The sequence below is a fragment of the Pseudomonas guineae genome (assembly GCF_900113745.1).
GTDB classification, from domain to species: Bacteria; Pseudomonadota; Gammaproteobacteria; order Pseudomonadales; family Pseudomonadaceae; genus Aquipseudomonas; species Aquipseudomonas guineae.
In genome coordinates, this window is record NZ_FOQL01000002.1 from 489320 (window position 1) to 509649 (window position 20330).

Consider the following 20330-nt stretch of genomic DNA (forward strand, 5'->3'; position numbering starts at 1 on the left):
ACGCGAGGGATAAGCAACGCGTTGCGCCACCGCCACAGGGCGATCTGGCTGAAAAAGCAGGCGGAGAGAGACAAAGCGCGGGCCCACGCACAGCGCAAGCCACACGCCAGACAACGCCCTCCGCGATGCCGTGGACTGCAACAGGCCGGTCTCCGGGCTTGCGAGTGGAACCTCTAGGTTCCCCCAATCGCGCCTTCCCATGCCCGTAGACACAGTGGCGGAATGCGATTGTTGACTCGCCTACCGTTGCGGGGGCAGCGTCGGAATGGCTGGCGAAGAACGCACAACGCACCGACTTCCCTGTTTCACCCCGCAGACGCATAGCGTCGGGGGCACCTGTTACAAGGCGCGAAGGGTAGAGAGTTCGCGATTAAGCGTCAAACGAATGCGCCTGGACGCATCGTAATATGCACATTGGAGCAGGCTCAATGCCTGGGCATAAAACCCGCGGGCTTGCTCGCCAGCCAGTCGACGAAGGTACGCAGGCGCTCATCACTCAACAGGCTGTCACGATTGTTGTAGGTCAGCGCCAGCTCTTTCTCGCTGAACAGCCGGTGGATCTGGTTATGGCAGGCACGGCAGACCCATAGCGTGGCGCTGATGCGCTCACTTTTGCCGAAGCGCTTTTGCACGTAGACCTTGTTGTGCAGTGCTTTGGGGATCAGGTGATGGCGCGTCAGTGTCGCTGCACGGGCGCAGAGCTGGCAGGCATCAGGTTGTTCGGGCAGGCGAATCGGTTCGGGCATACAGGCAACGCAGGCTCAGCGCTTACGACACAGGCTCAGGCCATCGCCGAGCGGCAGCAAGGACAGGTCGATGCGTGGGTCATCACGTAGCGCCAGGTTGAGTGCCTGAATCGCACGGGTGTCAGCGCTCTCAGGGCTCTCCTCAAGCACTCGACCACTCCACAGAGTGTTATCGAACAGGATCAGTCCGCCTTGGCGCACCAGGCGCAGAGCCTGCTCGAAGTAGGCTGGGTAGTTAGTTTTATCAGCATCGATAAACAGCAAGTCAATACAGCCCGCCAGGCCTTCAGCCTCCAGCGCCGCCAGGGTTTGCAGCGCCGGGGCCAGCCGCTGTTCAATACGCTCACTCAACCCCGCCTCATGCCAGTAACGTTCGGCAGTGGCGTTGTAATCGCCGGGAATTTCGCAACTAATCAAGCGCCCATCGTCCAACATGGCCTGAGCCATGCAGATGGCGCTGTAACCGGTAAAGGTACCGACTTCGACAATCCGCCGCGCGCCGGTCAGCTGCACCAGCAACGCCATAAACTGGCCCTGCTCGGGGGCGATCTGCCAGCGTGAGTGAGTCAGCAGAGCGGTTTCTTCGCGCAGACGCTTGAGCAGTGGGGTTTCACGCAGGGAGACATTCAGCAGGTACTGGTACAGATTGGCATCGAGATTGAGCGTTTGAGTGGTCATACAAGCCCCTCTACAAATACCTAGCGCTGGACGTCAAGGGTTACCCGCCAGCTCTGGGGTGAATACGCGCTTGGCATTTAGGTAGGTGCGCTGCCAGTAGGTATTGCTCAGGCTGTCCAGGCGCACGGTGCCACCACTGGAAGGCGCATGCACAAACCGGCCATTACCGACGTAAATGCCCGCATGGCTGACCTGACTGCCGCCATTGGTGGCAAAAAACACCAGATCACCGCTTTGCAGCGCATCGCGCCCAATACCCGGGGCGCGCATGCTGATCAGCTCACGGGTTGAGCGCGGCAGCTTAATGCCGGCGGCATCGCGGTAAACAAAGCCGATCAAGCCGCTGCAATCGAAGCCGCCTTCCGGGGTGTTACCGCCATAACGATAGGGCGTGCCCACCAATCCCAGCGCACGGATTAACACATCATCGGCATTGCCGTTAAAGCTGCCGACAGTTTGATAAACAGTGGATTGCGGGCTTGGTGCGGGGGCTTGGCTCGCGCAGCCACTGAGCAGCGCGGCCAGCACAATCAAGCTGATACGGGAGAGAGCGGTCATGGACAGACGATCCTGAGCCGGGATGCAACCTACTCTGCCGGCTTGCACATTCTAGTGCAAGCTTTAGCTTTGCTTGGCAGGTTGTTGAAATCTATCGAGATGCGTCAGAGGGTATGATTGACTACAACGCCTTTACATTGCGACCGCTGCACGCAGGACTCAAGGGTTGCGCACAACCGACTCAGTTGGCGCCAGCGCCAGGGCACGCTTGGCCTCGATAAAGGTGCGCTTCCAGTAGCGATCATCCAGGCTATCTACCCGCACACCGCCGCTGCGGCTACTGGAAGAATGGATGAATTGATCATCGCCCATGTAGATGCCGGCATGGCTGACGCGGCCACCGCCGTTGGTGCTAAAGAACAGCAGATCGCCCGGTTTGAGATCATCACGCTCCACCAATGGCGCGTCGATATTGATCATGTCGCGGGTCGAGCGCGGCAACTTCAGGCCCGCTTCTTCTTTAAACAGATAACCGATAAAACCGCTGCAATCGAAGCCGGAACTTACCGAGCCGCCACCAAAGCGATAGCGCGTACCCACTAACGAGAGGCCATGAGACAGAATGCCGTCAGCCAGTTGCGGTAGCCTGTAGGCTTTTTCTTCGGTGAAATCGCCAAGTGCGGCTTCTTTGGCTTGTTCATCAAACTCGGCAAGGTCTGTCGAGGAGAACACACTGGATTGAGTGCTCAACTGCGGTTGCGGAGCATGGTTGGCGCAGGCGGCCAGGACCAGAGTAAGTGCGAGAGGCACGAGGGGTGCGAGGCGTTGGAGCATGGGCACGACCGTGTCGGTGAATTTCACAAGGGTGTGACTATGCCTACTATGAGGTCCATTTGCAAATTCTATGGCTCTAAATGTGACTCAGTAGTTCCGGCAAAACATCTAAGGCACGCCCAGGCAAATGAACATCCACCCTGTCACTCAGTTCGGTACGCTGCGGGTTGATGTCTGCGGTGAAGCCACCATTTTGCCGCGTGCGCAGCAGTGGCTCGACGATATAGGGAAAGCTGGCGCTGGTGCCGATACTGATCACCACGCCAAAACCTTTGCCCAACTCGGCGTAAAGCGTGTCGATGGCCTGCTCCGGGAGCATTTCTTCAAACAACACCACGGGCGGACGCAGTATTCCGGCGCACTGCCAGCATTTGGGCGGTAACGGCCGCTGCAAATGCGCGGCCAGCTCCGTATCGACCGCCCCGCAAGACTGGCAATACAGCGGAGCCAGCTCGCCGTGAATCTCGATCACCCTTTCCATCGGGCTACCTGCCGCGCGGTGATACCCATCAATATTCTGCGTCAGCAGCCAACAATGCGGTTTTATGCGCTGTAGTTCAGCGATCGCGTAATGCCCAGCATTAGCCTGAGCGCCCAAGCATGCCTTGCCCAGTTCCGCCAGGTACTTCCAGCACAGCGCTGGATCGCGTTGCAGCATGGACCCTGAGAGCGCGACCTCAATCGGCAAACCCTCAGCGGTGTGACCGTTATACAGCCCACCCAGCCCTCGGTAAGTCGGCAAACCGGAGTCGGCAGACAAGCCAGCGCCAGTAATCAGCAAGATCCGCTCAGCCTGTTTGAGCTGCTCGGCGACGCGCCTGATGGCTTGCTCCATTAGCGTTTCCAACCTCAATGGTTGACGGTATACGCCAGCATCATCGACAGCTGACACAGGGGGCGCCCGCTCTGCTCACTCCACTTATTAAAAGCCGCCTGCACAGCCGCGCGCTCTTTCAAACTGGTCGGCACCTTATCGATAATCTTCTGCGCTTTTAATGCCGCCACCAGATCATCGCTGGGTACGAACGTATCCTTACCGATCATGCGCAGAAAGCGCGGTGCCGACAGCCCGCCGAGCTGGCTGCCGTGCTTGGCCAGGTACTTCCACAGCCCAACGATATCGCTCACTGGCCAGTCGGCGATCAGCGCACCGAAACTGCCCTTTTCCTGCCGCACATCGAGGACGAACTGGGCATTGCGCGGCACGCTTTTGAGTTTGCCCAAATGACGAATGATGCGCGTATCCTGCATCAGATTTTCCAGACGTTCAGCGCCCATCAACACCACTTTCTCTGGATCGAAACCGAAGAACACCTGTTCAAAGGCCGGCCATTTCGAGTCCACCAAACTGTGCCTAAGCCCAGCACGAAAGATCCGCAGGCTGATAACAGACAGGTAGCGATCATCGCTAATCGCGCGCAACTCGTGGGCGCTGCGCGGCTGTGGCAGCATCGATTCCAGTGCCGCGACCGAGCCAAAGCGGTTCAAACAGTATTCATGCAGCCATTTGTAATCACGCATCGGGCAATCCTTGTACAGCCAGGTTGCTGAATCAGAGGTTCATCACATCGACAAAACGCGGCGTCGCACTGTCATCGATTTTCAGGCTCTTGAAGTCGAACAGATTGCGGTCAGCCAACTGCGATGGCACCACGTTCTGCAGGGCGCGGAACATGATCTCGGTGCGGCCCGGCGACTTGCGCTCCCAGTCCTGGAGCATCTCCTTGACCACCTGACGTTGCAGGTTTTCTTGCGAGCCACAGAGGTTGCACGGAATGATCGGGAATTCCTTGAGCTGGCTGTAAGCCTCGATATCCGCTTCGTTGCAATAAGCCAGTGGGCGGATTACCACGTTACGGCCGTCATCGGCGCGCAGCTTGGGCGGCATGGCTTTGAGCGTGCCGCCGTAGAACATGTTGAGGAAGAAGGTTTCCAGAATGTCGTCGCGATGATGCCCCAATGCCATCTTGGTCGCCCCGATCTCGTCAGCGAAGGTGTACAGCGTGCCGCGACGCAGGCGCGAGCAGAGCGAGCAGGTGGTTTTACCTTCCGGAATTTTCTCTTTAACCACCGAGTAGGTGTCTTTTTCGACGATGTGATACGGCACGCCGATAGACTCTAGATACGCCGGCAACACTTGTTCGGGAAAACCAGGCTGCTTCTGGTCCATGTTCACCGCGACGATCTCGAACTTGATCGGCGCGACCTTCTGCAGGTGCAACAACACATCGAGCATGGTGTAGCTGTCTTTGCCGCCGGACAGACAGACCATCACTTTGTCGCCATCTTCGATCATGTTGAAATCGGCAACGGCTTCGCCTGCCTGACGACGCAGACGTTTTTGCAGTTTGTTCTGATTGACCGAGAGGGTGCCCATGGTGCGCTGGAATCCGGTAGTCGTTGAGGATGCGGCATTTTACGCAGAAAGCGTGACGCACCCTACCCCGCAGTTATTGAAATGCTAGGCTGAGCCGATGAATGACGATTTAGACCCAAGCCTCGATCTCAGCGAACAAGTCCATCAACTGCTGTGCGCCACACCAACCGGTCTTGCTGAGTACGACCTGATCCAGCAACTGAAAGCGCGCCACTGCACGCACATTCCCAGCCTACCCCTGACCGATCATCTGGTGCTATTTCGTACCCACTTCTTAGTATTCAACGCGCTCTATCGTTTACGCGAACAACTCTGGGCAACCCAAAGTGGTTATCTACAGATCAGCGCACTGAGCATTCGGCTGCTGCCTTATCAGCGAGGCTGCACTGAGCTGAGCGAGCATGACCCGCTACGCGATTATTACCTCGACATGAGCCAACTCAAGGACACCGATGAGCAGGATGTCGCCAAGCTGCTAAGCAGTTTTTGGTCACGCATGCAGGGCGGCGAAGAACAGCGAGCAGCGCTGGAACTCTTTGAGCTGACTGACTGCGCGCTGGCACTCACACCTGCAACCATCAAGCTGCGGTACCGGCAATTGGTCAGCCTGCACCATCCTGACCGGGGCGGCAGTACAGAGCGCTTGCAGTCGATTAACAAGGCGATGGAAATCCTCGAACGTTATTACGGCCGCCCTTGAGAGTCCGATTTGCTCTAACGGACCACCCTTGCCCAGAGAAATCGCTGCCTATACTGCGACATACGGTCGCATAGGTTCGGCCTCGCACCTGGTGACGCTGCACACGCGAATCAGGCGCTGAGCTGGGGGGCGATCGCTATAACAAATGGAGGTCTGGCATGATCCATCACGTTTGGGGGCTCTTCACCCATCCCGACCAGGAATGGCAGGAAATCCGTGGCGAAGAAGAAAGCATCAGCCACATGTATCTCACCCACGTACTGATTCTTGCGGCAATTCCCGCAGTATCGGCCTACATCGGCACCACCCAGGTTGGCTGGGCAATCGGCGATCGAGCGCCAGTGATGCTGACAGAAGCCAGTGCGCTGCAAATGACCATCATGACTTACCTGGCAATGCTCGCTGGCGTAGCCGTAATGGGCGCTTTTATCCACTGGATGGCACGTACTTATGATGCCAGCCCAAACCTCACCCAATGCGTGGTATTTGCCGCTTATACCGCTACACCGCTGTTTATCGGCGGGCTTGCGGCGCTCTACCCTCACCTTTGGCTCGCCATGGTGATTGGCACGGCAGCCATCTGCTACACGGTATACCTGCTGTATGTCGGCATCCCGAGATTTATGGGCATACCTGAGGATGAAGGCTTTATGTTCTCAAGTTCGGTACTCGCAGTAGGCTTGGTGGTGCTAGTGGCAATGATTGCCAGCTCGGTTATTCTCTGGGGCTTTGGGGTCGGCCCGGTGTACACCAGCTAGCGCTTACTTGATGACACGTACGAAACCACCTGCGGGTGGTTTCGTCGTTTCTAGGCTGCGAAGCCCAGCTGCCTTGGGCATAATTGCCTGCCTTGTTTCGATAGCTGCCTCCATGCCTGAACACCTCTTAAGCCGCGTAGAACACTGCTACCAGAAGGCTGAAGTTTTTTTCAAACAATCCTTTGTTCGCCCCGAGGTGAGTTTCAAGCTGCGCGGGCAAAAGGCTGGCGTGGCGCATCTGACGGAAAACAAGCTGCGTTTCAACCCGCAACTGTATCGGGAAAACCGCGAAGACTTCCTTAAGCAGACCGTGCCCCACGAGGTGGCACACTTGATCGCTCACCAGCTGTTCGGCCTGAGGATCCAACCCCACGGCGAGGAGTGGCAGCTAATCATGCGCGGTGTGTATGAACTGGCGCCGAATCGCTGCCACAGCTACAACGTGCAACGGCGTACGGTTAATCGCTACATCTACCGCTGCAGTTGCCCGCAGGGAGAATTCCCGTTTTCAGCGCAACGCCACACAATGGTCAGCAAAGGCCGGCGCTACTTCTGCCGGCGCTGCAAGGTGACCTTGAGTTTTACCGGTGAGCAGCGCATCGAATAGCCCGCTAAGGGCTCACAGCACGTAACGCAACACCGCGACAAAGTGCATCAAGCTGCCGCCGATAACGAACAAGTGCCAGATGCCATGCCAATGACGGAAGCGGCTGTCATAAACGAAGAAGATGATGCCCACGGTGTAGAGCACCCCACCGCCGGCCAGCCAGATAAACCCAGCCATCCCCAGCGCAGCGATCAGCGGTTTGACCGCCACCAGCACAATCCAGCCCATTACGGCGTAAATCACAATCGACAGCACGCGCGCCTCGGAGCGCGGGTTGATCTCCTGCAACATGCCAATAACGGCCAGCGTCCAAACAACGCCGAATAGCGTCCAGCCCCACGCCCCTTCAAGGGTTACCAGGCAAAACGGCGTATAGCTGCCCGCAATCAGCAGGTAGATCGACAGGTGATCGAGCTTACGCATCACCACTTTAGCCCGCCCCTGCAGGCTGTGGTACAGCGTGGAAATGCTGTACAGCAGCACCAGCGTCACTCCATAAATCGCTACGCTGATAATCTTGCGCAGATCACCTTCAAGGCTTGCTAATACAAGCAGCCACACGGCCCCCACACTGGCAAGAAGGGCTCCGACCAGATGGGTCCAGGCGTTAAAGCGTTCACCGTGATACATGCTGTGTGTTCCCGAAGCGCTAAGTGGCGTAAATGCCTCTGGCTTATGCCGGAAAAATCAGCGATTGACGAGCCCCCTTGCTCTGCGCACGCCGAACAGCGCTTTCAACCGAACACTCAGGCCACCACCTTGGCTGCTTTCAGCTGAGCGATCTGCTCGGTGCTGTAGCCCAACTCCACCAGCACTGCTGCGGTATGCGCGCCCAGCGCCGCACCGATATGCCGGGGTTCCGGCAAGCCGTTGGAAAATTTGATCGGACAGGCCATCTGCTTTTGCGGATCGCTGCCTGCACGCGGCACAGCTGTGACCAAGCCGCGCGCCTTGATCTGCGGATGCTCCACCGCCTCGCTGAGATTAAGCATCGGTTCCACGCAAGCATCCAGCCCACCAAACACCTGGCTCCATTCGGCGAAATCACGCTTCTCAAACTCAATTTTAATCTCACGCTTGAGCGCCTGCTGATCTTCAGGCTTCTGCGATAAGCCGCGCGCCGCCAGTTCCGGCCGGCCGATAGCCGCACAGAACTGCTGCATAAACTGCGGTTCCAGGCTACCTACCGAAAACCAGCGGCCGTCGTGGGTACGGTAGTAGTCGTAAAAACTGCCGCCGTTGAGCGCTTGATTTTCCATCTCCGGCTCAACCCCAGCGGCCAGGTAACCCGCGCCGGCCATGCCATGCAGGCTGAAGGCGCAGTCGGTCATGCTGATGTCCACGTGCTGTCCCTGCCCCGTTGCCTGGCGCTGAATCACCGCCGCCAACAAGCCAATCACCCCGTGCAACGAACCGCCGGCGATATCCGCCGCCTGAATGCCCAGCGGCAGCGGCCCAGTGTCACGCCGACCGGTGTAGCTGGCGATACCAGCCAAAGCCAGATAGTTGATGTCATGCCCGGCGCGGTCTTTATAAGGCCCGGTCTGACCATAGCCGGTGATCGACACGTAGATCAGCTTGGGATTGATCGCCTTGAGCGCCGCATAACCCACACCGAGCTTGTCCATCACGCCGGGGCGAAATTGCTCCAGCACGATGTCGTACTCAGCCACCAGTTGCTTGACCATTTCCACGGCCTCGGGCTTTTTCAGGTCCAGGGCGATGCAGCGTTTATTGCGATTGAGGTAGGCATGGCTGGCAGAAACGCCACCGTCATGGGGCGGCAGTACGCGCACCAGGTCCATGCGAGTGGGTGATTCAACCCGCAACACCTCAGCACCCATATCGGCCATCAACATGGACGCAAATGGGCCTGGTAACAGGGTGGAGAAATCCAGCACTTTAAGAGACGACAACGGGCCAGACATAACAGCTCCTTGGGACAATATTGAATGCAGATAACTAGCGCTGAACAGGAGTCATCCTGCGCTGCTCAGCTATTGCCAATGCAGCGGCTGCTTGATATTGAGCGCGGCGACTTCCTCAGCAAAGCGCGCTTCGAGCACGTTACGGCGGATCTTCATGGTCGGCGTCATGCAACCGTTGTCCACGGTCCAAGGCTCGCGCACCAGCACGAAATGGCTGATCCGCTCATGGTTTTGTAGCGTGGCATTGAGTTGCTGCAAGGTGTGTTGCAGGTCAGCCGTCACCTGCTCACGCGCGCGTTCACGGGCGGCGGGCGACAACTCGATCAGCGCCAACGGCTGATCCAAATTACTGCCCATCAGGCACACCTGCTCGACCCACTGATTCTTAGCAATCTCCCCCTCAATCGGAGCCGGGGCGATGTACTTGCCCTTACTGGTTTTGAAGATGTCCTTCACCCGCCCGGTAATGCGCAAATAGCCATCGCCGTCCAACTCACCCTTGTCGCCAGTGTGCAACCAGCCATCAACCAAGGCCTCGGCGGTTTTCTCTGGGTCCAGGTAATAGCCGAGCATCAGCGTTGGGCTGCGGAATAAAATCTCGCCAGAGTCAGCGATACGCACCTCCAAGCCTTTCATCGGCCGCCCCACGGTGCCAAAACGCACCTGACCGGGCCGATTGAAGCAACCGTAGGCGACGTTTTCACTCATGCCATAGCCTTCACAGAGAGTCAGGCCGATCGTTTGATACCAGTCGAGCAGCCCACGCGAAATAGCCGCTGCGCCAGAGATCATGACGCGTGCCTGATCGAGGCCCAGGCCGCGACGCACCTTGCGCGCTACCAATGCGCCAATCAGTGGAATACGCAGTAGCCGGGTCAGCTTGGCCTGTGGCAACTTCTCCAACACCCCCAACTGAAAGCGCGTCCAGAGGCGTGGTACGGCAAAAAATACCGTAGGCCGTACATGACACAGATCGCGCGAAAATGTCTCCATCGACTCAACGAAGGCCACGGGCGCGCCGCAATACAAGCTGTTGAACTCGACCATAAAACGCTCGGCCACATGCGACAACGGCAGGAAGGAGAAGAAGCGATCCTGCTCTGTCATGTCCATTTCCCGGCAGGCGTTGGCCGCAGTAAAAGCCATAGCCTGCACCGAGAGCATGACCCCCTTGGGGTTACCCGTGGTACCGGAGGTATACACCAGCGTCAGCACTTGCCCAGGCTCTTGTACTGCCGCGGTTTGCAACGGCTCATGCGCGGCCAACAACGTGTGCCACTCATAGGCACAGGCCAGGGTCGGGTATGGCAGTGCGATACGCGTCAGTAGTTGTGGGCCAATCCCCGCCTCCAGCTTATCCGCGTCATCCAGCTTGCCAAGCAGGATGACCTTGCACTGGGCATGCTCCAGCACATAGGCAATGCTCTCGGCCGATTGCAGCGGGTATAACGGCACGCTGATAAGGCCGGCCATCATGATCGCCAGATCACAGATAAACCACTCGGCGCAGTTCTTCGACAACAACGCCACCCGGTCTCCCGGCGTGCAGCCCTGCGCCAGCAGCGCGCTGGCTAAACGCCGGGCCTGATTATCGACCTGACGCCAAGTGAAATCATGCCATTGACCGTTTACCGGTTGACGTAGCCAGACCGCGTCTGGGCGTTTCTCGACCCAGAGCGCGAGACGCTCCAGGGGCAGTTGCTCATCCATGTACAGACCCTCTTGTTGTTATTGTCTGTCGAGCGTCGCTCGGCCATTAGCCGTGCATCAAAGCTTCATACCGCGGCTGATGATCTCTTTCATGATTTCTGAAGTACCTGCGAAGATCCGCTGAATACGCGCGTTTGCGTACATCTTGCAGATCGGATACTCCCACATATAACCCCAACCGCCGTGTAGCTGTACCCCTTCATCGACCACCTTGCACAGTAGCTCAGTGGTAAACAATTTGGCCTCGGCGGCGACTTCCGGGGTGAGCTTCTTCTCGTTGTGATCCATCACGCAGCGGTCAACAAACACCTGGGCCACATCGATTTGCGTACGCATTTCCGCCAGCTTGAAACGGGTATTCTGGAAGTGCGAAATCGGCCGATCGAAGGCCTTGCGCTCTTTCACGTAATCGATGGTCACTTGCAGCGCCGCCTCAGCACCCGCGACTGCGCCACAGGCATTGGTCAGGCGCTCCTGAGCGAGCATATTCATTAGATAGAAGAAGCCACCCTTGGCATCCCCGAGCAGGTTGGCTTTGGGCACTTTGACGTTGTTGAAGAACAGCTCAGCGGTGTCCTGACTCTTCATGCCGAGTTTTTCCAGCTTCTTGCCGCGCTCGAAACCTTCCATGCCACGCTCGACTAGGAACAGGCCCATGGCGTGCTTGTTGTTGGGGTCCGTCTTGGCTGCGACGATCACCACATCGGCCAAAATACCGTTGGAGATAAACACCTTGGAGCCGTTGAGCACGTAGTGATCATCCTGCTCAACTGCGCTGGTGCGCATACCCGCCAGATCGGAGCCGGCGCTGGGCTCGGTCATTGCCACCGCCAGAATCAGCTCGCCGCTGATGATGCCCGGCATAAACCGCGCTTTCTGCTCGGCGTTGCCGTATTCGGCGATATACGGGCCGCACAGCGCCGAGTGCAGCGGCAACATAAAACCGGCCTCGTTAACCTTGGCTAACTCCTCGCACATGATCTGCTCGTAGCGAAAGTCCTTGAGGCCCGAACCGCCGTATTCCTCATCGGCCCATGGCAGCAGAAAGCCCATGTCACCCGCCTTCTTCCACACCTCACGGCTGACCATACCGTCGGCCTCCCACTGCTCCTGATGCGGCACCACTTCCTTCTTCAGAAAAGCAGCAAAGGCGTCGCGAAACAGGTTGTGTTCGGTGTCGAAAATAATGCGCTGCATGCGGTTGGTTCCTAGGGCTGAAGTCGTGCTGCAGGTTAGGCCTGCGCAACCGCCGGCCTCAATGACTTATGCGCTCAGCCTGGATTGACCCATTCGCTCGGTGCTTGTCCTCAGTCCATCAAGCTGCTTACCATCGACGCACTTTCAAGGAGCCATCATGCGCGAACGCACCATCGCCAGCCATTTTGTCCGTGCCGCTTTGCGCGGCGCTGAACGGCAGGGCCGCGACTGCACGCCACTGCTGCGCCAGCTCGGAATTCAACCAGCCCTGCTTGACGAGCCGCGAGCCCGCGTCGCGCCCGAGCAGTTCGCTCGCTTGGTGCAGTTGCTGTGGGAAAGTCTCGACGACGAATACCTCGGCTTTGGCCAATTGCGCAGCAAGCGCGGCACGTTCGCCATGATGTGTTACGTCATCATCCACTGCCATTCGCTGGAAAAAGCCCTGGGCCGCGGCGCGCTGTTCTACAGCCTGTTTCCCGCCGCACCGGGCATCAGCATTCAGCGTGAAGGCGATTGGGCACGGTTAAGTGTGGACGACTCCTCGCTGAACGACCCCGACCACTTTCTGGTGGAGTGCCTGCTAGTGATCTGGCATCGCCTCGGCAGCTGGTTGATCGGCCAGCGTATACGCCTAGAAGAAACCACCTTCACCTACAGCCAACCCGCACATGCCAGCGAATATGAACTGCTATTCCCCTGCACTCGACGCTTCGCGGCCGGACAAACCAGCCTGCTGTTCCACGCCCGCTACCTGGCCATGCCGTTGCTGCAGGACGAACGTACCCTCAAGCAATTTCTCCAGCACTCACCCGCCGACCTGCTCGCCCGCCCTGATGGTGGCGACAGCCTGATCAGCCAAATCCGCCGCCTGCTTGGCCGCGACTGCAGCGACTGGCCAGACCTCGACGCGGTGGCGCAACAACTGCACATGAGCCCACAAACCCTGCGTCGCCATTTACGTGAGGAAGGGTCGAGTTTTCAGGAACTTAAAGACCATTTGCGCCGTGACCTGGCGATTTATCACCTTGGCCGTGCCGATCTAGCGATTCAGGATATTGCTGAGCAGTTAGGGTTTTCTGAACCGTCGGCGTTTCATCGAGCGTTTAAGAAATGGACCGGATTAACACCGGGAGCGTATCGGGCGCAGGAGGGTTAAGCCCCCTGGCATAAACAGCAGAAGGGGTGGCACTCAGCCTGGATAGCCTCGCTGAAGATGAAATCTTGCTGAGCAAAGCATGCAGATATTGCGTCAGCATATTAGGTTTACCGCCCACAAGCAGTGGTTATCAATATTTGCGTCATGGCGCTTACACATATAAAAAGCCAGTAAATCCCCCTCTCCTTTAAAGCCAGGAGTGACAAAACGGAGATCAACTGCAAATGCAAGAGCGTTATCTATATCACTTTAAAAACCACGAAAACAACGATCTGTGCTATTTCTCAAAATGGGTATCTTTTCTCTTTGCTACACAGCTGCGCCCTTTCTAATAGAATTATATACAACTATAGAAATACCCCAAGACACCCAAAATCTAGTCACCCTAGCCTTTTCTTTAGTATCCTTTATTCTAGGGTCTGAATTATGGAGTTTTAGAATAAAAATAAACGATATTGAAAAAATTGAGCACCGGCAAACTCATGGAAGAGGCGGCAAGTCGATTGTCGACACAGGATTGTGTCATGAAGAATGGGGGTTTTCATAAAATAAGCATGAATTATGGGGTAAGTGTAAACAGGATTTTCAAGACACTTAGGTCAATCAAACCAACCATGACATTCTCAAACACCGCCAATATCAGCTACCACCTATCTGGCAAGAAAATAAATAACGCATGACTGGTCGATCAGGTACCGAAGCTTCCCTCACAAATTAATACGCGTTTATTAGCTGAAATCACCTCCCCTTGGTCGTATGCTGGCTGAGCAGTCGCCCCATCATTTTCGAGATAAATACCTATGGCTGTCTGGAGCAAAACGCTGTTCACGTTATGCTTACTGTTCGGAGGGTTTGCCGCGCTGGTGTATTTTCAGCCGCTCAAGGCCTTGGGTCTGCTGACCCCGCCGATTGGCTACAACAAGGTCGCTGATCTGACTTACGGTCCCAACCCACGTAACCAACTCGATGTGTATACACCCACAAACATGCAAACACCTGCCCCGGTTGTGGTGTTCTTCTATGGTGGCAGCTGGAACGATGGCGCGCGTCAGGACTATCGTTTTGTGGGTCAGGCTTTAGCCTCGCGCGGCTTAGTGGCGGTAGTGGCGGATTACCGTTTGTATCCAGAGGTGCGCTACCCGGATTTTTTACTCGATGCAGCGCAGGCCGTGGCCTGGACCCAACAACACATTGCCCGCTATGGCGGCGATCCGCAGCAGCTATTCCTGATGGGCCACAGCGCAGGGGCCTATAACGCCGCTATGCTGGCGCTGGATGCGCGCCAATTGGCGCATGTGCAGCTAACGCCCAACAGTATTCGTGGCTGGATTGGTTTAGCTGGTCCTTACGATTTTATTCCGCTCACCAACCCACGTTCGCGCCCCGTGTTCTTCTACCCAAACACGCCGCTCGACTCACAGCCGATTAACCATGTCAGCGCTGAAGCGCCGCCGGCCCTTTTATTAGCATCGCTAAATGACGTAACCGTTAATCCGCAGCGCAATACAGGCGGCTTGGCCAAACGCTTACGTAACCTAGGCGTGCACGTAGAAGAAACCTATTACCCGCGCACTGACCACGGCACGTTGGTCGCTGCACTTGCTTTGCCACTGCGCGGTTTAGAGCCCGTATTGGATAGCATTGAGCAGTTTGTAAAAACTGATGCAGGTCGAAGTAAATCCGACTTAGCATTGCGTCAGTGAGCGACGCACCGAAACACGCTGCGCCTGCGCGAATGAACTTGCTGCACAAGCAGAGTCCAAAACTTAAATGAGTGAGCAAATACTGCACACTAGAGGGTGAACGCCTATGAGCTATCTAAAGCAGGCTGCAGCAGCCATTTTTGGCGCAATGCTTGGGAGTACAAACGCGATGGCGGTAGAAGAAGCGGAATACTCAGTTGTACTCAAAGAAAACAGCTTTGAGGTGCGTAATTATGCGCCCCATGTTGTTGCTCAAACCCTAGTAAAAGGAGATTTTGACCAGGCGGGCAGCCAAGCGTTTAGCCGGCTGTTTGATTATATTTCCGGCAACAATACCTCCAGCCAAAAAATTGCCATGACCGCACCGGTTGCCCAGGAAGGCGAGAAGATTGACATGACCGCCCCCGTTGGCCAGCAACAGATGAACGGTAATTGGGCCGTAAGTTTTATGATGCCCGCATCCTTCTCGTTGGCATCATTGCCGGAACCTAAAGATCCTGATGTGACCTTGCGCCAAGTGCCCGAGCGGCAGATGGCAGCGGTTCGCTACTCAGGTTTCTGGAGTGAAAGTGCCTACAAGCGCAACAAGACTGAGTTGGATACGTGGATCAACAAGAACGGTTTCCGCATTGTCGGTGAGCACATCTGGGCCCGCTACAACCCGCCGTTTATGCCGTGGTTTTTACGCCGTAATGAAGTGTTAGTACCAATTGTAATGCCGTCGGATAGCCCTAACTGAATCGCTTGGACAGTCGAGGACCAGCAGCTAATTCTCCAAGCGGCTGTATAAACCCCTAACTCACGCCTTAGAGTTTGCGCGCGCTGATACCAGCCGCGACAAACAGCGTGGTTAAAACCGCCAGCATCGGCAGCCAGCCGGCGTGCTCCCAGATATACCCGGCAGCGTAACCAACCACACTGGAACCCAGGTAATAAGCGCACAGGTACAACGCCGAAGCTTGCGCCTTGGCCACGATTGCGCGCTGCCCGACTTGTCCGCTGGCGACTGCATGGGCAGCGAAGAAGCCCAGGGTGAACAAAGCGAGCCCAAGCACTGCTGCACTTAACCAAGGTGTGGCACACAGCGCCACGCCCAGTAGCATGATGCCAATAGCGCCCTGCATCACCTGGCGCGCACCCAAACGTGGCACCAGCCGCCCGGCCCAACCGGCGCTGAAAATCCCCACTAGGTACACAGTAAACAGCAATCCTATCAGGCTGGAAGACAGGTTGAACGGAGCGGCTGCCAAGCGAAAACCAACATAGTTGAACAAGGCAACGAAGCCGCCCATCAACAGAAACGCCATGAGAAACAAACGGCGTAACTCGCCATTGCTCAGGTGCGCGGCAAAGTTATGCAGCAAGCCGCGCAACGACAGCGACTGCGCAGTGAAATGCCGCGAAGGCGGTAGCAGCCAAATAAACAACCCCAACGCCAACAAGCCCATACCGGCAATACCGGCTAAGGCCAGCGGCCAACCACCAAGGTCACTGAGCAAGCCGGCAAGTAAACGTCCGAGCAATCCGCCCAGCGCCGTACCGCCGATATACAGGCCCATGGCCGCTGGCAATGCGGCTGGGTCGAATTCCTCACCTACGTATGCCATGGCCAATGCTGGTAGGCCGCTCAGCGCCAAGCCGAGCAAGGCACGCAGCCATAGCAGGTGATCCCAACTATCAACCAGCGCGCAGGCAATCCCTAGCAACGAGGCCAAACCCAGGGCTGCAGCCATCACTGGTTTGCGTCCCCAGCTTTCGGCCAGCGCCCCAGATACCAGCAAACACAGCGCCAAGCTCAAGGTGGTGAGGGATAACGCCAGACTGCTGCCCGCCGCTGACACGGCGAAATGCTCGGCCAGCAACGGTAGCAGCGGCTGTACGCAATAAAGCAAAGCAAAAGTGGCAAAACCTGCGCAGAAGAGCGCCAAAGTAGCACGGCGGTAGGCGGCCGTGCCGCGCATCAAGTACGCAGTTGAGTCAGCTACAGGCATCGATAGGCTCACAAAATGGCTCTAGATCGGGCATTGCGGCAGGTTAGCACGCAGCCCGCATGAGCGGCTTTGCGTAATCGGTATAAGCGTTTTGCTGGAGTTGAACAGTTCGCTGCTCGACGCTGTGCCCGCAGCAGAGGGTTGCCAGAAATCACGAGCAAAAAAAACGGGAGCCTAAACGGGCTCCCGTACTCATTCTCAGAGAAATGCCGGCACTCACTTCACGCACGCATCGGCTACAACCTCACCTGCGCCTCCAGAGAGACGCAGCGTCAGTCTGGCAAAAAACACTCACTCACTCCGTATAGCTTTGTTGTCACTCTGCAAAGAAATGTAACCCGAACACACAGCTAGCCGACGCTTCAAGCACGCGGCAGAATGCACCCATGAATAAAGATTACCTGCCTGCCTGCTGTGCGTCGCTTGATGACCACTGGCCATTACCTCAGCAGTTGCCGTCGCTGCGCTTGATAGGTACCCACTTTGACCCTGCACGCTTGCATGACGAAGACTTCAACCGCTGCGCCCTACAACCGGTTAGAGGTGCTGCCAAACGCCAAACCGAATACCTGGCCGGGCGCCTGTGTGCACGCGAGGCGTTGCTGCAGCTAACCGGCACCGCTGCCATCCCGGGCGTTGGCGAAGACCGCGCGCCGCAGTGGCCTGCCGGCACGCTCGGTTCGATTACCCACGGCAGTGGCTGGGCCGGCGCAGTGGTGGGCCATAGTGCCGACTGGCGCGGTCTGGGCCTGGATATTGAACGCATCATGCCGGCCGGCCGCGCCGAGCGTCTGGCGGCAGCGATTCTCACTCCTGCCGAACTGCTGCGCTTCGAAGGTCTGTCGACCGAGCAGCGCGCACGGCGTGTCAGCCTGACTTTTTCCCTCAAAGAAAGCCTGTTCAAAGCGCTCTACCCTCAGGTATTGCGGTACTTCTACTTTCAGGATGCCGAACTGCTCAGCGTTACCACTGACAATAAAGTGCGCATACGTCTGCTGATAGATCTGCATGCCGACTGGCCGGCCGGCTGCGAGTTTGATGGGCAATTTGTTGAGTTCAAGGATTATCTGCTCAGTTTGGTCAGCATCGCGCGCTGATCTGCTGGCCACTGCAGCCCAAAGCCCCGGGCAAATCCGCTAAACTCGGCGCCTTGCCGTTTGGAGTGCCCTATGCGCGAAGATTTGAATCAAGGCCTGATCGATTTCCTCAAGGCCTCACCCACCCCCTTTCATGCGACCGCCAGCCTGGCCCTGCGCCTTGAGGCTGCGGGTTTTCAGCACCTAGACGAGCGTGCCAGTTGGTACACCGAAGCCGGTGGCCGTTATTACGTCACCCGCAACGATTCCTCGATCATCGCCTTTAAGCTGGGTAAGCGTTCGCCATTGGAAGGTGGTATCCGCCTGGTTGGCGCGCACACCGACAGCCCTTGCTTGCGCGTCAAGCCGCAGCCTGAGCTGCAACGCCAGGGCTTCTTCCAGCTCGGCGTGGAAGTGTATGGCGGTGCCTTGCTGGCCCCCTGGTTTGACCGCGACTTGTCGCTGGCAGGCCGCGTGACCTACCGTCGCGACGGCAAGGTAGAAAGTCAGCTGATTGACTTTGAACACCCGATTGCGGTGATCCCCAACCTGGCGATTCACCTCAACCGAGAAGCCAATTCAGGCTGGGCGATCAATCCACAAAACGAGCTGCCGCCTATTCTTGCGCAGCTGGCCGATCCTGAAGCCGCCGATTTTCGCGCACTGATCACCGAACAGCTGGCGCGTCAGCATGATTTCAGCGCCGATGCTGTGCTCGATTACGAGCTGAGCTTCTATGACACGCAAAATGCCGCGGTGATTGGCCTGAATGGCGACTTTATCGCCGGAGCGCGGCTGGATAATTTGTTGTCCTGTTACGCCGGCCTGCAAGCGTTGTTGGCCGCCCCGGATGTAGAAAGCTGCGTACTGGTGTGTAACGACCACGAAGAAGTCGGTTCCAGCTCGGCCTGTGGCGCCGATGGGCCAATGCTTGAACAGGTACTGCGCCGCGTATTGTCCGAAGGCGATGCCTTCGTGCGGACCATCCAGCGCTCGCTGCTGGTGTCGGCCGACAACGCCCATGCGGTGCACCCAAACTACGCCGACCGGCATGACGAGAATCACGGCCCCAAGCTCAACGCCGGCCCCGTGATCAAGATCAACAGCAACCAGCGTTACGCCACCAACAGTGAAACCGCCGGCTTCTTCCGTCACCTGTGTTTGGAAAACGAAGTCCCGGTGCAAAGCTTTGTCACTCGTAGCGACATGGGCTGCGGCTCGACTATCGGCCCCATCACCGCTAGCCAACTGGGCGTACGCACTGTCGATATCGGCCTGCCGACTTTCGCTATGCACTCGATCCGCGAACTGGCCGGTAGCCATGACCTCGCGCATTTAGTGAAAGTGCTGACGGCCTTCTACGCCAGCGCTGAACTACCCTAGCAGAGGCCACCCAACCTTACAGGCCTACTCCGGCACCTCGACGCTCACATGCAGGGCGTCGTGGCGCCAGAACTCCAGGTCACAATCAATCAGCCGTCCGTGCTGGTCACGGTTGATCCGCACTATGCGCAACGCCGGGCTGCCTACAGCGACCTTTAATGCCGCTGCCGCTTCGCTGTGCAGAGCGGTTGGCACCATATCGAAACGCACCCGACCGTAATGAATGGAGTATTCGCTGGCATAGAGCTCGGTCAATGAGCGGGTCAGATCAAAACCGAGAACCCCTGGGAAGTAGCTAGGGTTGAGGTAATGCTCGACATACAGCACTAAACGCCCATCAATCCGCCGCGCCCGGCGAATTTGATACACGCTGGACAGCCCTGGCAAGGCCAGCAGTTGGCAAATTTCGGCACTGGCTGGAATCAACTTGGCACTCAACACCTCAGTAGCCGGCACCCGCCCCTGTTCACCGACCATGGCATGAAAGTGGCTGCGTATCAGCGGGTTGTAGGCCACACGCGGCGGCGAAACAAACCAGCCGCGGCGCTCTTCTCGGTATATCAGCCCCTGTGCCTCAAGCTGACCCAGCGCCTCACGCAAGGTGATGCGCGTGGTATCGAACACCTCGCTGAGCTTGCGCTCTGCCGGCAACTGACTTCCAGACGGCAACAGACCATGCTCAATCTGCTCCTCCAATGCCCGGCATATCGCAGTGACTGCCCGCGGCGCTTCATCGCGCATCAAGACCTCCAAATTTGGACTAGTCCAGCCCCATTTAGGGGCATTGATCAGTGTATGCAGCCCTAAGAATGATGTTTCAAGTTTAAGCAGCCTAGATGACTGAGCCATGACAGTTATATTTCATGTACCCATAAAGCCTGTAAATGGCACTGATAGCCCAAGCAATGGAGCTGATTTTCATGGTCTACGCTAGTAATGCTTAATTTTGGCATCGCGTTCATAACCGACAGAAGGCTAAGTACATAAA

21 protein-coding genes and 1 riboswitch are annotated in these 20330 nt (G+C 57.1%); of the genes, 8 read left to right on the forward strand and 13 right to left on the reverse strand.

Annotation, left to right across the window (positions count from 1 at the left end):
- Nucleotides 1–126: 126 nt before the first annotated feature.
- Nucleotides 127–355, reverse strand: a riboswitch (cobalamin riboswitch).
- Between the two features lie 70 nt (nt 356–425).
- From BMZ32_RS11000 to ttcA, 7 genes are all read right to left on the reverse strand, one after another.
- Complete coding sequence (locus tag BMZ32_RS11000; RefSeq protein ID WP_090242008.1) at nt 426–746, reverse strand: hypothetical protein; 321 nt, start codon at nt 744–746, stop codon at nt 426–428.
- 15 nt (nt 747–761) lie between these two features.
- Nucleotides 762–1424, reverse strand: a complete 663-nt coding sequence (locus BMZ32_RS11005; protein WP_090242009.1) for an O-methyltransferase — start codon at nt 1422–1424, stop codon at nt 762–764.
- Between the two features lie 33 nt (nt 1425–1457).
- Complete coding sequence (locus BMZ32_RS11010) at nt 1458–1982, reverse strand: C40 family peptidase (RefSeq protein WP_090242010.1); 525 nt, start codon at nt 1980–1982, stop codon at nt 1458–1460.
- A 159-nt stretch (nt 1983–2141) separates the two neighbouring features.
- The gene (locus tag BMZ32_RS11015) at nt 2142–2756 is read right to left on the reverse strand and encodes a C40 family peptidase (RefSeq protein WP_090242115.1); all 615 of its coding nucleotides are present in this window, start codon (nt 2754–2756) and stop codon (nt 2142–2144) included.
- A 76-nt stretch (nt 2757–2832) separates the two neighbouring features.
- Nucleotides 2833–3591: an NAD-dependent deacylase gene (locus BMZ32_RS11020; RefSeq protein WP_090242011.1), complete on the reverse strand. Its 759-nt coding sequence runs from the start codon at nt 3589–3591 to the stop codon at nt 2833–2835.
- 14 nt (nt 3592–3605) lie between these two features.
- Nucleotides 3606–4277, reverse strand: a complete 672-nt coding sequence (locus BMZ32_RS11025; protein ID WP_090242012.1) for a DNA-3-methyladenine glycosylase I — start codon at nt 4275–4277, stop codon at nt 3606–3608.
- A 31-nt stretch (nt 4278–4308) separates the two neighbouring features.
- The gene (gene ttcA / locus BMZ32_RS11030) at nt 4309–5133 is read right to left on the reverse strand and encodes a tRNA 2-thiocytidine(32) synthetase TtcA (RefSeq protein WP_090242013.1); all 825 of its coding nucleotides are present in this window, start codon (nt 5131–5133) and stop codon (nt 4309–4311) included.
- Nucleotides 5134–5230: 97 nt separating this feature from the next.
- Here ttcA and BMZ32_RS11035 point away from each other — a divergent pair, with 97 nt between their 5' ends.
- The 3 genes from BMZ32_RS11035 to BMZ32_RS11045 all read left to right on the forward strand — a co-directional run bounded on the left by BMZ32_RS11035 (nt 5231) and on the right by BMZ32_RS11045 (nt 7198).
- Complete coding sequence (locus tag BMZ32_RS11035) at nt 5231–5833, forward strand: DNA-J related domain-containing protein (RefSeq protein WP_090242014.1); 603 nt, start codon at nt 5231–5233, stop codon at nt 5831–5833.
- A gap of 158 nt (nt 5834–5991) precedes the next feature.
- Entirely contained in the window at nt 5992–6591 is a 600-nt protein-coding gene (locus BMZ32_RS11040) for a Yip1 family protein (protein WP_090242015.1), read from the forward strand.
- A 112-nt stretch (nt 6592–6703) separates the two neighbouring features.
- Nucleotides 6704–7198 (forward strand): SprT family zinc-dependent metalloprotease, encoded by a 495-nt coding sequence (locus BMZ32_RS11045; RefSeq protein WP_090242016.1) that lies wholly within the window; start codon nt 6704–6706, stop codon nt 7196–7198.
- A 12-nt stretch (nt 7199–7210) separates the two neighbouring features.
- On the opposite strand, the gene trhA is transcribed toward BMZ32_RS11045, so the two are convergent.
- The 4 genes from trhA to BMZ32_RS11065 form a co-directional block, all read right to left on the reverse strand.
- The gene (trhA, locus tag BMZ32_RS11050) at nt 7211–7828 is read right to left on the reverse strand and encodes a PAQR family membrane homeostasis protein TrhA (protein ID WP_090242017.1); all 618 of its coding nucleotides are present in this window, start codon (nt 7826–7828) and stop codon (nt 7211–7213) included.
- Between the two features lie 116 nt (nt 7829–7944).
- Complete coding sequence (locus tag BMZ32_RS11055; RefSeq protein WP_090242018.1) at nt 7945–9126, reverse strand: CaiB/BaiF CoA transferase family protein; 1182 nt, start codon at nt 9124–9126, stop codon at nt 7945–7947.
- Between the two features lie 69 nt (nt 9127–9195).
- Nucleotides 9196–10836, reverse strand: coding sequence for an AMP-binding protein (locus BMZ32_RS11060; RefSeq protein ID WP_090242019.1), 1641 nt, complete (start codon nt 10834–10836; stop codon nt 9196–9198).
- Nucleotides 10837–10893: 57 nt separating this feature from the next.
- Complete coding sequence (locus BMZ32_RS11065; protein ID WP_090242020.1) at nt 10894–12033, reverse strand: acyl-CoA dehydrogenase family protein; 1140 nt, start codon at nt 12031–12033, stop codon at nt 10894–10896.
- Between the two features lie 157 nt (nt 12034–12190).
- On the opposite strand from BMZ32_RS11065, the gene BMZ32_RS11070 reads away from it, so the two are divergent.
- From BMZ32_RS11070 to BMZ32_RS11080, 3 genes are all read left to right on the forward strand, one after another.
- Nucleotides 12191–13189 (forward strand): AraC family transcriptional regulator, encoded by a 999-nt coding sequence (locus tag BMZ32_RS11070; RefSeq protein WP_090242021.1) that lies wholly within the window; start codon nt 12191–12193, stop codon nt 13187–13189.
- A gap of 800 nt (nt 13190–13989) precedes the next feature.
- On the forward strand, nt 13990–14892 hold the full coding sequence (locus BMZ32_RS11075) for an alpha/beta hydrolase (protein ID WP_090242022.1): 903 nt from the start codon (nt 13990–13992) through the stop codon (nt 14890–14892).
- 106 nt (nt 14893–14998) lie between these two features.
- Nucleotides 14999–15631 (forward strand): SOUL family heme-binding protein, encoded by a 633-nt coding sequence (locus BMZ32_RS11080; protein ID WP_090242023.1) that lies wholly within the window; start codon nt 14999–15001, stop codon nt 15629–15631.
- Nucleotides 15632–15698: 67 nt separating this feature from the next.
- Here the strand turns inward: BMZ32_RS11080 and BMZ32_RS11085 are convergent, their stop codons facing one another.
- Nucleotides 15699–16883, reverse strand: coding sequence for an MFS transporter (locus tag BMZ32_RS11085; RefSeq protein WP_090242024.1), 1185 nt, complete (start codon nt 16881–16883; stop codon nt 15699–15701).
- Between the two features lie 386 nt (nt 16884–17269).
- Between BMZ32_RS11085 and BMZ32_RS11090 the strand changes: the two genes are divergently transcribed.
- The gene (locus tag BMZ32_RS11090) at nt 17270–17980 is read left to right on the forward strand and encodes a 4'-phosphopantetheinyl transferase family protein (protein ID WP_090242025.1); all 711 of its coding nucleotides are present in this window, start codon (nt 17270–17272) and stop codon (nt 17978–17980) included.
- A 72-nt stretch (nt 17981–18052) separates the two neighbouring features.
- A complete protein-coding gene (locus BMZ32_RS11095) occupies nt 18053–19342 on the forward strand; it encodes a M18 family aminopeptidase (protein WP_090242026.1) in 1290 nt (429 codons plus the stop codon).
- A 24-nt stretch (nt 19343–19366) separates the two neighbouring features.
- On the opposite strand, the gene BMZ32_RS11100 is transcribed toward BMZ32_RS11095, so the two are convergent.
- Nucleotides 19367–20083: a UTRA domain-containing protein gene (locus tag BMZ32_RS11100; RefSeq protein ID WP_090242027.1), complete on the reverse strand. Its 717-nt coding sequence runs from the start codon at nt 20081–20083 to the stop codon at nt 19367–19369.
- Nucleotides 20084–20330: the final 247 nt, after the last annotated feature.

Bases quoted from the DNA above. Each gene is read 5' to 3' on its own strand.
- BMZ32_RS11035 (WP_090242014.1), top strand. From the start codon at position 5,231: ATGAATGACGATTTAGACCCAAGCCTCGATCTCAGCGAACAAGTCCAT.
- BMZ32_RS11055 (WP_090242018.1), bottom strand. From the start codon at position 9,126: ATGTCTGGCCCGTTGTCGTCTCTTAAAGTGCTGGATTTCTCCACCCTG.
- BMZ32_RS11040 (WP_090242015.1), top strand. From the start codon at position 5,992: ATGATCCATCACGTTTGGGGGCTCTTCACCCATCCCGACCAGGAATGG.
- BMZ32_RS11010 (WP_090242010.1), bottom strand. From the start codon at position 1,982: ATGACCGCTCTCTCCCGTATCAGCTTGATTGTGCTGGCCGCGCTGCTC.
- BMZ32_RS11100 (WP_090242027.1), bottom strand. From the start codon at position 20,083: ATGCGCGATGAAGCGCCGCGGGCAGTCACTGCGATATGCCGGGCATTG.
- BMZ32_RS11015 (WP_090242115.1), bottom strand. From the start codon at position 2,756: ATGCTCCAACGCCTCGCACCCCTCGTGCCTCTCGCACTTACTCTGGTC.
- BMZ32_RS11065 (WP_090242020.1), bottom strand. From the start codon at position 12,033: ATGCAGCGCATTATTTTCGACACCGAACACAACCTGTTTCGCGACGCC.
- BMZ32_RS11075 (WP_090242022.1), top strand. From the start codon at position 13,990: ATGGCTGTCTGGAGCAAAACGCTGTTCACGTTATGCTTACTGTTCGGA.
- BMZ32_RS11025 (WP_090242012.1), bottom strand. From the start codon at position 4,277: ATGCGTGATTACAAATGGCTGCATGAATACTGTTTGAACCGCTTTGGC.
- BMZ32_RS11045 (WP_090242016.1), top strand. From the start codon at position 6,704: ATGCCTGAACACCTCTTAAGCCGCGTAGAACACTGCTACCAGAAGGCT.
- BMZ32_RS11005 (WP_090242009.1), bottom strand. From the start codon at position 1,424: ATGACCACTCAAACGCTCAATCTCGATGCCAATCTGTACCAGTACCTG.
- BMZ32_RS11085 (WP_090242024.1), bottom strand. From the start codon at position 16,883: ATGCCTGTAGCTGACTCAACTGCGTACTTGATGCGCGGCACGGCCGCC.
- BMZ32_RS11070 (WP_090242021.1), top strand. From the start codon at position 12,191: ATGCGCGAACGCACCATCGCCAGCCATTTTGTCCGTGCCGCTTTGCGC.
- BMZ32_RS11020 (WP_090242011.1), bottom strand. From the start codon at position 3,591: ATGGAGCAAGCCATCAGGCGCGTCGCCGAGCAGCTCAAACAGGCTGAG.
- BMZ32_RS11000 (WP_090242008.1), bottom strand. From the start codon at position 746: ATGCCCGAACCGATTCGCCTGCCCGAACAACCTGATGCCTGCCAGCTC.
- BMZ32_RS11095 (WP_090242026.1), top strand. From the start codon at position 18,053: ATGCGCGAAGATTTGAATCAAGGCCTGATCGATTTCCTCAAGGCCTCA.
- trhA (WP_090242017.1), bottom strand. From the start codon at position 7,828: ATGTATCACGGTGAACGCTTTAACGCCTGGACCCATCTGGTCGGAGCC.
- ttcA (WP_090242013.1), bottom strand. From the start codon at position 5,133: ATGGGCACCCTCTCGGTCAATCAGAACAAACTGCAAAAACGTCTGCGT.
- BMZ32_RS11060 (WP_090242019.1), bottom strand. From the start codon at position 10,836: ATGGATGAGCAACTGCCCCTGGAGCGTCTCGCGCTCTGGGTCGAGAAA.
- BMZ32_RS11080 (WP_090242023.1), top strand. From the start codon at position 14,999: ATGAGCTATCTAAAGCAGGCTGCAGCAGCCATTTTTGGCGCAATGCTT.
- BMZ32_RS11090 (WP_090242025.1), top strand. From the start codon at position 17,270: ATGAATAAAGATTACCTGCCTGCCTGCTGTGCGTCGCTTGATGACCAC.